Genomic DNA, 12,422 nt, shown 5'->3' on the forward strand with positions numbered 1-12,422 from the left:
CGAGAATAAAAAGATATCATCTTCACCTATGCAAGTTTAGGGCCTATTCCAAATATCGTTCAGCAATACTCTTCCACGACATCTCATTCATGATGAGCTCCCTGCTTCTCTGTCCCATCGCCTTTCTTTCTGCTTCATTATTGATCAGGAAATCATACGCATTGATGAGGTCCTGCATATTATCTTCCTTGATGGCAATACCGTTGTTATTCTTATAACGTTCCGTCAGGAAGTCACAACAAACGATGGGTACGCCACAGCTGCAAGCCTCGATCATAGACATAGAACCCTGTCTTGGCCACGAAGCAATATCACTGGCGGAATAGATCGCTACCAGTTCCTTGTTGGTAACTGCAGGCAGCATGATCACCTTTACCCTGTCAGCTACCTTTGCGGCATGTAATTCCAGTTCTTCCCTGTAATTCGCCTCCATATTACCTACGTAAAGTGCCACGATCTTTTTATCTCCCAGCTTGTCTCTCAGCTGATCCAACGCTATGAGTGTGTAATGCGGGGCTTTTTTGAAGGTGTGTTTGCCGGTGTAGGTAATAACGATCGCATCCTGATCTATCCCGTTACGCTCCCGGAAAGCGGCAGCCTGTTCCTTTTCAAAACGGAAAAGGTTTGTATCCGCGCCCAGCGGTATCATTTCCACTCTTGATTTCGGGTAACGGTAGAAATCTACGATATACTGTACGCATTCGTCCGCCACACCGACGATCCTGTCTGCACTCTTATATACTTTCTGGAAATTGAAAGTCTTATAGTACAGTTTGCCGAGAATGGAACGGTTGACCTCAGACATCAGCATATGGTCATCCACCAGCAGTTTGAAACCCATGGTTTTTTTCCAGCTGGACACCCGTAAGGCGTTAAAATTACCAATGCCATGACATACCACCAGATCTGGCCGGAGTCTTCTGAGCACCCTTTCCAGTCCTTTCAGCCATACACGTTTACTCACTTCAAATGCGACAGGCAATTTAATAACCCGATAGCCTTCGAGATCATATTCACCCGGCTCATGTATCCTGTTGCCCAATACCGGCTTTGTGGTATTTTCATAATCCGGAAAAGGAAATATCGCTCGGAGGTCACCACCGTTACTTCGTGCCCCATTTTGGCATGTTCGATTGCTAAAAAATATTCCTGATAGCCAAGCTCCGGCTGGAAGTAATTACATAAGTGTACGATCCTCATATATTCAGTGTTAAGTGACTTAATAATTAGTTAAATAATCCGGCTACGATCTTTTCAGAAGCGTCTCCTTTACCATACAGGTCGAGGGAAAAGTCATTTTCGGTATGTAACAGGCGATGATAGGCTTCCAGTATCTTACAGGTATCGCTGCCTACGCATACGGCAAATCCATTGTCTACCAGCTCTACCCATTCCGTTTCATCCCGGAGTGTTACACAGTTCTTTTTAAAATAGAAGGCTTCTTTCTGTAGTCCGCCGCTGTCTGTCATTACCAGACTACAATGCGTGATCAGATTCAGCATATCGAAATATCCCACCGGATCTATCATTTCGAAGTTGACGGTGATAGCATGTTTAGCCAGTATGTTCCGGGTACGCGGATGAATAGGTACCACTACCCTGATATGACCGGCTATCTCGTTGACGGCGTTTACGATGGAGCGCAGTCTGTTGAGATCGTCTGTATTTTCTGCCCGGTGAATGGTGCAGAGTACAAATCTGTCGAGCCCCAATCTTTCAATGATGGCCGATTTTTCTTTTGCTTTCTGCGAATAGAACAATGCCGCATCGAGCATTACATCACCTGTTTTATGGATCTGTCCGTCCAGTGCTGCATAGCCTTCCCGCAGGAGATTATCAACAGCTGTCTGCGTCGGACAATACAACTTATCAGAAATCCGGTCTGTCAGTATCCGGTTCACCTCTTCCGGCATCCGTATATTGAAACTGCGCAATCCTGCCTCTACGTGTGCTACTTTTATATGGATCTTTTTGGCGGCCAGCGCACCGGCAATGGTTGAATTCGTATCGCCATACACCATTACATAGTCAGGCTTTTCAGTCAGCAGGATGCTCTCTATACCTTTCAGCATTTCACCTGTCATAGCACCGTGTGACAAGCCATTTATATTCAGATTATAATCAGGCGACGGAATCTCCATTTCTTCAAAAAAGATATCCGACATATTTTTATCATAATGCTGGCCCGTGTGGATAATCACCTCGCGGACACCCGCATTGCTGCTTATTTCCCTGCTCACAACGGCCGCCTTTACGAACTGTGGTCTGGCCCCTAAAATGGTTACGATCTTCATTATATAACTTTAAACTGTTCTGTATACTCAACATCTGAAGGACCGATATAGATCCTGCGGCGTCTTTTGCTGCGCAGGAAATAAGCCAGTATCGGGAGTGTAACAAGACCAAATCCTATCAGCGATGTGATCAGCCCTGAATTGATCATAGAAAAGATGCCGATCAGCAGTGCTGCCATCAGTGCTTTCTGCAGGTAATTATTTTTGCGGTATAACAGGAAGTCGAGGTACGACAGCAGATAGCCTACAAAGATGGATTGTATCACGACGCCGAAATAAGAAAAGTCTACATACGCATCCGCGATAAACATGGCATTGAAGGAAGCATGTTCCAGTCCGCCGGTAACTGCCACGTGCGCAGGTACATAATTATCAGACGAAAAGAAATCATGCACCAGCCGGATATTCATCCCATTGGTATGCGGTAAGATATCCGGATAAAATTTAGGATAAAGCTGTAATACGCGGATCGGCTCTACAAAGATCCTGTGCCCGATCAGATCCAGCGCGGTACCGGCATCACCTGCATTGGTTGCTACCAGATAAACGCCTATCAGCAATGGAATAATGAGCGAGACATACAGTAAGGCCTTGCGGAAATTGATTCGCACGTTAAAGAACAGCATCATGAAAAACAACAGCTGGCAATAAAACACGATGAAAGATGACTTACTCATATTCGCCAGATAGGAAATACTCAGCAATACGGCAAAGGCGAAAGCCGCCATTATCATGATGGGGTTCTTCTTTTGAAAGGCCAATCCGATAAACACGAAGGCCAGCAAGCGGCCGATGCCCGAGGTGGTATACACATAGAAAGGCGCAATCCAGCCAGTTACACCAGCGTCCTGCCTTAATTGTTTAACCAGTTCTGCATCCGCCAGAGGATTACTCAACAACGTAAACAGTGAAGAGATACCTCCATACAAAAAGAGACCGGCAAAGATCACTGCTGCACTAAGCAGCAACAGGGAATACAGCAATCCTTGTTTTATCCGTATTTTCTCTTCCGGCATATGATCTGTCCAGTTACTGTAATTCGTGTACGCAACCCGCTTCCGCCCTTTCACTTCTTTGAATAAAAACTTTCCGATGAAGAATCCTACAACAAAGCAACTAAGCATATTCACGGAGGTAATGGCATAGTTCGTTTCGAGAAGTTGGAGTGAAGCATTGTAGATAAAAAATGCCGGTCCGTAAAAGAGCAGAAATAACCCGAAGTAGATATTGAACAAAGAAAATCTGACTCCTGCTTTAGTATAAGCCAGGATGACAAAACACAATAAGATACCGTATATGAAAAACGCCATAGCGCAATCAGATTTTATATTGTTCCTTTGAGTATTGATAAGTGATGTAAATAGCCACCAGACTGAACACACAATTCGTCAATGTGAAAAGGCTGATAGACATATATGCATCGTTAAAGAACTTCGCTCCTGCCCACAAGGCCCCTACACCAATTACTGTATTACACAGCTGTAAACGCATGTATGCTTTCTGCCGGCCAATGACATTGAAGAGATTACTCAACGGTGTCGCAATGAAATCAAGTGCCAGCATGATACAGATGATCCTTGCGAAATAACCGGATGACTCCCAGTCCTTACCAAAGAAGATCACGAACAGAAAAGGCGATATGATCCAAAGTACCAGATAAATGGGCAGTGACAGCAGGGTCAGCTTACGCAGGGTTGCCTTGTATAGCTGCTCACAACTGCCTTTGTCCCGGATACTGTCGATGGCATCGTTTCTGAACACATTCCCGATGGAGGTGGTCAGTACGATATTGGGCACCCGCAGCATCCTGTTGGCCAAAGAGAAGAAACCTACTACCACAGCGTTGAACAGGAAAGAAAAGATAATCGGCACGACCTGTTGAGAGGTGGTAAGCAGTGCACCCGAAAATGTCATGTACTTCGGAAAGTTGACAAATCGTACTGCTACTTCTTTAATTTTTGCCGCCTTTACTCCCCGGAAACTTTTTTCCCGGATCATTTTAACCAGCAGAAAAAGATTCGCGCCCAGCTGTCCCATCAGCAATCCCGCTATCAGGCCCCATGCACTTAAGCCGATAAGCCCAAGCACGATGTTGATAGCCGTAGCCACTACTGCCTGTGTCACCAGTGAGGTAGAAATTTCTTTATAGGACTTCCGCCGCTGATTCCAGTAGGTCTGTGATGAAAAAGCGGCTGTCATAAAGGTGTAAACCGGTACCAGGAATACAACAGGCTGATGGAGCAAGGAAGAAGCTTGTAAGACTGACCAGCTGCTCTGTCTCAATAACAGTATTACTACGATGTAGAAGACAGCCATCATGAATGAATTGAGCACAGTCAGCGCTACAACATTGATCGCTTCCTCATCCTGTTCAGGCAGTCCGATTGCCAGTTCATACCTGCCGGTACTGAGGATGGCAGCCAGCATACTGACGCTGGTAAACAGCGCCAGTACACCGAAATCTACCGGGCTATAGATCCTTGTCAGAAAAGGAGAAGCTCCGAAAATGATCAGCTGACTCAATACAGTGCCTGCTGCCAGTGTAGAGACATTCCTTAAGAAAACCGAATTCCTGACCCGGGATATATAACCGTTTAATGACACACTTTTCAAGTCCTTTTTATTTTTAACACGCTGTTAGCATTGCTGCGCTGCAGCATAGATCCGCTCAATGATATCCACTACTTTCAGCCCTTCCAGCGCATTGGTCGTAATAGCAGCCCGCTCTTTCATCACATCTACTACGTTTTCTATGATGTAGTGGTGATTGGCAGCAGAGCCTTTATACGCACCATAATCATTACCCGGATTGGTGGGTGGCAGGGTTGGCATGGTATAGTCTCTGACCTTACAGATCTCGACCTTATCCATGTACTGACCACCTATCTTGATAGATCCTTTTTCTGCGATAACGGTCAGAGAACTTTCCAGATTCTCATTCCAGATGGAAGTGGAGTAGTTCAGAGATCCCATACCACCGTTGACGAAGTTGAAGTTTACAAAACCGCTGTCTTCGAAATCGATCACACCTCTGTGACTGAAGTTGGCGCATTTGGCTTTGATGTTCTCAATGTCTCCGAACAACCAATACATGATATCGATGAAGTGAGAGAACTGTGTGAACAGAGTACCACCATCCAGTTCTTTGGTACCATGCCAGTTATTCGGTGTATAATAACGGGAATCTCTGTTCCAGTAACAGTTAATCTGTACCATGTAAATTTTACCCAGTACACCTTGTTCGATCACCTGTTTCATCCATACTGTAGGCGGGGAGTAACGGTTCTGCATTACGGCAAACAGGTGTTTGTGTACATGCAGGGCTTTGAAGATGACACTTTCTGCATCTTTCTTGTTCAGCGCCATTGGTTTTTCAACGACGATGTTCTTCTTAGCTTCCAGACATTGCAGGGCCTGTCTGGCGTGATAGCCATTGGGGGTGGCTATGTTGATTACATCGAGACCTTCTGCCACTTCAGAGTACAGCAGATCGTCCAGAGAGGAGAAAAATGGGACCTGATACTTCTCGATGCCCAGCGTGTGTCTGGGACTGTTATCGACCAAAGCGACGAGTTCCGCTTCCTCATTACGGAAGATCATCTCTGCGTGTCGCTTGCCGATGTGACCACAGCCGATTACGGCAAATTTTACTTTGTCACTCATTTTATTTTATCCTTTTTATGGCATTGTTGACTAGCTCATATTGCTGTCCGCTTTCCGGACAAACAGCAATACTCTGCTCATTAAAAGCGAGCCGGTGACCGTATTCGCTGATCCAGCCGACCTGTCTCGCCGGGTTACCTACTACCAGTGCATAGGGCAATACTGTCTTTGTCACCACAGCACCAGCTCCAATGAAGGCATATTCACCAATATCATGTCCGCATACGATCGTGGCATTCGCGCCAATAGAAGCGCCTTTACCCACGTGTGTCTTACGGAACTCTGATTTGCGAACAATAGCACTTCTGGGGTTGATCACGTTGGTGAATACCATGGAAGGCCCCAGAAAAACATCATCTTCACAGATGACTCCTTCGTAGATCGATACATTGTTCTGCACTTTTACATTCCTGCCCAGTACGACATGCGGAGAAACCACTACATTCTGTCCGATGTTACAGTGCTCTCCTATTTTACAGTTGGGCATAACATGCGAGAAATGCCAGATCTTTGTACCGTCTCCGATTTCACAGCCTTCATCGATAACGGCTGTTTCGTGTGAAAAAAATCCCATCTTATAATTTATCGTTTGAAAAAGTCCTTTATAGTATTGGTAATTGTCAGTTGTACCTCTTCTGTCAGTTCGGTATGCATTGGTAAAGACAGGATATCGCTGCACAACTGTTCCGTCAGTTCCAGTGTACCGATCCTTCTTCCGACACCTTTGAATGCTTCCTGCTGATGTAAAGGCACCGGATAATAGATCATGGATGGAATACCGTTGCTTTTCAGATAAGCCTGCAGTTCGTCTCTCCTGCCTTCTTTCACACGCATAGTGTACTGGTGGAAGACATGTGTGGACGATGGATTACGGTAAGGCAATATCAGTCCTTCCACGTCTGCGAGTAATGCATCATAAAAGTTAGCTGCCTTGTTTCTGGCGTCGTTATAATCATCCAGATAGTCCAGTTTTACACCGAGTACTGCCGCCTGTATGGTATCCAGCCGGGAGTTACAACCGATATAGGTATGGTAGTATCTTTTCTTTTGTCCGTGGTTAGCGATCATGTGCGCCTTTTCTGCCAGAGCAGGATCGTTGGTAAACATGGCGCCACCATCTCCATAACATCCCAGATTCTTTGAAGGGAAGAAAGAAGTACAGCCGAAAGTACCGATGGTACCTGCTTTACTACGACTACCATCCGCGTGGATATATTCTGCGCCGATTGCCTGAGCGGTATCTTCTACCACATGCAGTCCATGTTTTGCTGCGATGGCCATGATGGCGTCCATATCAGCACATTGACCGTAAATATGTACAGGAACGATGGCTTTCGTCTTTGGCGTGATGGCTTTTTCAATTTCAGCCGGATCGACGGTGAAGGTCTTCGGATCGACTTCTACCATTACCGGTGTCAGTCGCAACAGGCCAATTACTTCCGCAGTAGCCACATAAGTGAATGCCGGTACGATCACCTCATCACCCGGTTCAAGACCGAGGGTCATCAATGCGATCTGTAAGGCATCCGTACCATTGCCACAGGTTACCACCTTTTCTACGTTCAGGTACTGTTGCAGTTTGCCGGCAAAGGCGCCGACCTGCGGACCGTTAATGAAGGCAGTAGTATCTATGCACTCCTGAATAGCTTTATCAACATCTGTTTTGATCTTCAGATATTGTCCTTTCAGATCTACCATCTGAATGGGTTCCTGTATGATATCAGCGTTTAACATATTCTGCTGTTTATTTTATTTGTTGAATGCTTGTCGGCTATAATCTGGCGTCTACGAGGCTTCTGTCGAGGCAGGAGCGTGTATCAAAAATGACAGCGTTATCGCTTTTGATCTTCCCGTAATCCAGTGTCAGGAACTCATCATGTGCGACGGCCACAATGATGGCGTCATAGATGACTGTTTGATCCAGTTCATTGTGTACTTCCACTTCATATTCATTTCTGACCTCTTCCACATCTGCCCATGGGTCGTAGATGTCTACTTCCAGTCCGAATTGTTTCAGTTCTTCGTAGATATCAACTACACGGGTATTGCGTACATCCGGACAATTTTCCTTAAAGGTGATACCCATGATCAGTGCACGGGAGCCTTTTATTTTGTGATCTTTTTCGATCATCAGTTTCACCACCTTATTGGCGATGAAATTGCCCACATTATCATTCACCCTCCGACCGGACAAGATCACCTGCGGATGATAGCCCAATGCCTGTGCTTTATATGCCAGATAGTAAGGATCAACGCCGATGCAGTGACCACCTACCAGTCCCGGTTTATACTTGAGGAAGTTCCATTTGGTACCTGCCGCTTCTATGACGTCATTGGTGTCAATCCCGATGCGATCAAAGATGAGTGCCAGTTCGTTGACAAAAGAAATATTGACATCGCGCTGGGCATTTTCGATGGCTTTGGAAGCTTCTGCCACTTTAATGGAGGAGGCTTTGTGTGTACCGGCATCAATGATTGAGCGATATAAAGCGTCTACTTTGTCCGCAATCTCGGGCGTAGACCCGCTGGTTACTTTTTTGATGCGGGTCAGAGTATTGACTTTGTCACCCGGATTGATCCTTTCCGGAGAATAACCGGCGAAGAAGTCTTTATTGAATGTCAGTCCGGAGGCTTTCTCCAGTACCGGCACACAATCCTCTTCTGTGCAACCCGGGTATACAGTGGACTCATAGATCACGATATCACCTTTTTTAAGCACGCTGCCCAGCATTTCAGAGGCTTTTAACAGCGGACCCAGATCCGGCGCTTTAAAGTCATCTATAGGCGTTGGCACAGTGACGATGAAAATATTACAGGCATGCAGGTCATCCTTTAGAGAAGACAGCGTCAGTCCTGTACCCGATTGTCTGGCATCGGTGGCGGTCAGACGCTTTAAGTCCTCTATATTGGCTTCTCTTGTCCTGTCTTTCCCCACGGTCAGTTCCCTTACTCTCACTTCGTTGATATCAAAACCAAGCGTGCGGTATTTTTTTGCAAATTCGATCGCCAGGGGCAAACCGACATACCCCAGGCCGATGACGGCAATACTGGCATTGGCTACCGTATTTTGTTCTTTAGTATTTATCCCTGATGACATTTTCTACATTCGGTTAGTATTCTCCATCTCCATTTCATTCACACCAATTCTTAATTCTTAATTTATTTCGTTACCGGCTTTCTGACTCTCTTGAAAATACCTTTACTGGGCTGATCGTTCCCATATCCATAACCATATCCATAGCCATATCCGTAACCATATCCGTATCCGGCGCCTGTTTTCACGTCATTCACGATCAGGTTGATCTTTGGCATTTTCCTGTGCTGATACAGATCCTTGGTAATGGTGAGCTGTTGTTTGTAAGTGAAACCCTGTCTCACGAGATAGAGGGTCGCATCTGCAAAACGACCAAGCAGCTGCGCATCTGTTACCAGACCGATAGGTGCTGTATCCACGATGATGTAGTCAAAGAGGGTACGCAGGTGACTGAACAGTTTTTGTGTTTTGTCGGTCAGCAGCAGTTCTGCCGGATTAGGCGGTATCGGACCGGAAGGGAGCAGCCAGAGTTTATCGCTGACACCTGAAGGTTTGATAATCTCTTCCAGAGTGCTTTTCCCGATCACATAGGTGCTGAAACCAACGGAATTATTGAAATTCAACATCTGCGAGATCTTTGGTTTGCGGAGGTCCATCTCCATGAGCAGGACTTTCTTGCCTGAAAGGGACAGCACAGCGGCCAGATTGGTGGCTACGAATGATTTACCCTCACCACTCATGCTGGAAGTCAGCATAACTACTTTATCCCCTTCGCCGGACAGAATAAACTGCAGGTTGGTACGGATGGCCCTGAACTGCTCGGCGATCGGCGTTCTGGACTCGCGGCCCACCACGATAATGTCTTTATCCTTATTATGCCCGATCTCTGCGAGAATAGGCACGGGCGTATTATTGAGTATATCCTGTTTGTTGTTGATGCGGCGGCCGAGGAGTCCCTGCAGGTAGATCCACAGTGCAGGAATCACCAGACCGGCGATGAAGCCAATGATGTAAATAGCGGAACCTTTCGGTTTAAAGGGCAAAGGATCGCTTTTACCGGCATCTATCACCCTGGCGATAGCAATATTCGAAGACTTGGAGATCGCCGATTCTTCGCGCTTTTTAAGCAGAAACAGATAGAGTTCCTGTTTTACTGCCTGCTGACGGGAATAATCGAGGAAAATGCGTTCCTTGCCGGGTACCTCCCGGATCTTTTGACTGATATGGCCATTATTACGTTCCAGTTCGTCGATGCTGACCTGTATACCCTGTTTAAGGGAGGCAAGGTTATTCCGCAGGTCTGCTCTCAGGCCGGTCAGTTGCAGGTCCATATTCTTTACTACCGGGTTGGACTCGGTATTGGACATCAGCAGTCGTTCCCTTTCGAGCAGCAGTGCATTATATTTCTCCACGATGCCGAGGAAGGTAGGATCCTGTACAATGAGCGCGGATGGCACGACTCTTCTTGCGTTCTGTTCATCCCGCATGTATTGTTCCAGCGATTCGACCACATTGAGTCTGACCTGTTGTTCGGTCAGTTGTTTCATGTAGTCACCTGTATTGGAAACGAGCAATTTGGATTGTGCATCCAGATCGGCCAGCTGGTTGGATTGTTTAAACTGTTCGATATCTTTTTCGACGCTGGTAAGTTCGCGGGTGACGATTCCGAGTCTGTTATCAATAAAAGAGATCGTGCTGTCTACGATCCTGTTTTTATCCTCTACGCTGGCGTTGAGGTAGGTCTGCAGAAGTTTATTGAGTATCAGCTCCCCTTTTTCCGGGATGGTATTGGTCAGTACCAGATTGATGGTGCTGGCCTGTTTATTTGGAATACTTACATCGAGGAGTTTCTGGTAACGCCCAACGGCATAGTCGAAGGAGGTAACCCGGATCTGGTATTCCTTATTAAGAACAGGATAGAATTCGTTACGTTCAAGTTTCACGATACCTTCCGGCAGGTGAAAGGTGTCATTCCAGGCTGCTTCTCTGTGAATCCCTTTGGTCGTCAGGCTCAGTTTATTATTGTCGAGTATTTTGACAATATAGCGTGACTGTTCGAGAGTATCTTTCAGATAGAGCCATTTAAATTTAAATGGCAGACGGAGGAACTGTTCTGTTTTCTTTACGCGGCCTTCCACGAAGTAGCTGACGTTGAGGTCGAGATCGCGTACTACTTTTTCCATGAGTGATCGGGACTTGAGTATTTCTACTTCGTTGTCCACGTTACTTTTACTGGAAAACATTTCCAGCTGTTCCAGAATTTCGGCACCGGGTACATTACCATTCTTTTTGTCATCCTGTACCAGTACTTTAGCGCTGATCTTATAGCTTGGTGTGGCGTAGCGCATGTAGAGTATCGAGCATGCGATGCCGGCCATGACACAGATCACGAACAGGTACCAGTATCTGATCATCTTATCAACTACCTTTCTGAGATCGAGCCCTTCTTCTTCGTTCTCGAACTCAGCTGATGACGCATGGTTATTTCTGAAGGCTCCGTTTTTATGAATATCATTCATCATATGAAACAGTGATAAAAATTTAGAAATTGATCCTTGAAATCACAACTACGAGCAGTGTCAGTACGGACGTGATAACGGCGATTCTCTTTACCGAATTGGTATCTGTCCCTGACACTTTGTTTTTGTTTGGCTCAACGTATACAACATCTCCCTGCCGCAGATAGAAATAGGGGGAAGTGAATGTTTTGCTGTCATTCAGGTTGAAGCGGATGAATTCCTTTTTGGGCCCCGCGTCTCTGATGAGCATGACATTTTCCCTTTTACCGTAAATGGTCAGGTCGCCTGCCATACCGATGGCATCCAGCAGGGTGACCTTTTCATTGGGTACGATGTACGTGGAGGGGCGTGTCACCTCTCCCAGCACAGTAATTTTAAAATTTGCAAACCGAACATTCACAACAGGATCTTTATAGTATTCCGCGGCTTTTGCGCGGATATCATCTCTTACTTTATCAGTGGTCTTTCCTTTCACCTGTACTTTCCCGATGAGGGGCAGTACAACGTAACCTTCCTTATCTACCAGAAAACCGCTCACATTGGAAGCTTGTGTATTACTAGCAGGTTGCGTTCCGCTGGTTCCCGTAACAGGCCATGAGGTAGTATTTGTTTGATTCAGCATTGCGGTTGACGCCGGATCGAGGGTTTGGATCGTTACCTGCAGGATATCATCTACCTGTATTTCGGGCGTGTAATAAGGCGCCTGGTCAATAGATCTTCTCAGCACCGTATCAGGAATATCCCTGAAGTAGGTTACATTTTTTGGCGTTGAGCAAGACATAAACGTAAACAGGGAGATAGCTGATACAAACAAGCGTAACAGAAAAAAGGGATTACTGAAATTGATTTCGCAATTACTGAGTCTCATTAGAAAAATAACTGTTTAAATAACGCACCACCACGCTCATAGTT

The 12,422-nt window shown here is 45.9% G+C and carries 10 protein-coding genes; all 10 read right to left on the reverse strand.

Translation table 11 applies throughout. The features are described from left to right. Nucleotides 1–43: 43 nt before the first annotated feature. Entirely contained in the window at nt 44–1,042 is a 999-nt protein-coding gene (locus FEF09_RS16860) for a glycosyltransferase family 4 protein (RefSeq protein WP_146306203.1), read from the reverse strand. A gap of 184 nt (nt 1,043–1,226) precedes the next feature. Further along, nucleotides 1,227–2,294, reverse strand: a complete 1,068-nt coding sequence (wecB, locus tag FEF09_RS16865; protein WP_146306204.1) for a non-hydrolyzing UDP-N-acetylglucosamine 2-epimerase — start codon at nt 2,292–2,294, stop codon at nt 1,227–1,229. Further along, entirely contained in the window at nt 2,294–3,604 is a 1,311-nt protein-coding gene (locus tag FEF09_RS16870; protein WP_146306205.1) for an O-antigen polymerase, read from the reverse strand. Before FEF09_RS16870 ends, wecB begins: the two co-directional genes overlap by 1 nt. 7 nt (nt 3,605–3,611) lie before the next feature. Further along, nucleotides 3,612–4,898, reverse strand: coding sequence for an oligosaccharide flippase family protein (locus FEF09_RS16875; protein ID WP_261387552.1), 1,287 nt, complete (start codon nt 4,896–4,898; stop codon nt 3,612–3,614). Between the two features lie 33 nt (nt 4,899–4,931). Beyond that, on the reverse strand, nt 4,932–5,957 hold the full coding sequence (locus FEF09_RS16880) for a Gfo/Idh/MocA family protein (protein WP_146306207.1): 1,026 nt from the start codon (nt 5,955–5,957) through the stop codon (nt 4,932–4,934). 1 nt (nt 5,958) lies between these two features. Further along, the gene (locus FEF09_RS16885; RefSeq protein WP_146306208.1) at nt 5,959–6,531 is read right to left on the reverse strand and encodes an acyltransferase; all 573 of its coding nucleotides are present in this window, start codon (nt 6,529–6,531) and stop codon (nt 5,959–5,961) included. 8 nt (nt 6,532–6,539) lie between these two features. Next, nucleotides 6,540–7,691, reverse strand: a complete 1,152-nt coding sequence (locus FEF09_RS16890; RefSeq protein ID WP_146306209.1) for a DegT/DnrJ/EryC1/StrS family aminotransferase — start codon at nt 7,689–7,691, stop codon at nt 6,540–6,542. Between the two features lie 37 nt (nt 7,692–7,728). After that, nucleotides 7,729–9,054, reverse strand: coding sequence for a nucleotide sugar dehydrogenase (locus tag FEF09_RS16895; protein ID WP_146306210.1), 1,326 nt, complete (start codon nt 9,052–9,054; stop codon nt 7,729–7,731). A 62-nt stretch (nt 9,055–9,116) separates the two neighbouring features. Next, complete coding sequence (locus FEF09_RS16900) at nt 9,117–11,513, reverse strand: GumC family protein (protein WP_146306211.1); 2,397 nt, start codon at nt 11,511–11,513, stop codon at nt 9,117–9,119. A gap of 19 nt (nt 11,514–11,532) precedes the next feature. Further along, complete coding sequence (locus FEF09_RS16905) at nt 11,533–12,378, reverse strand: polysaccharide biosynthesis/export family protein (RefSeq protein WP_146306212.1); 846 nt, start codon at nt 12,376–12,378, stop codon at nt 11,533–11,535. Nucleotides 12,379–12,422 lie beyond the last annotated feature (44 nt).

Origin of the sequence: Chitinophaga pinensis, assembly GCF_007896845.1 — a bacterium.
Lineage (GTDB): Bacteria > Bacteroidota > Bacteroidia > Chitinophagales > Chitinophagaceae > Chitinophaga > Chitinophaga pinensis_C.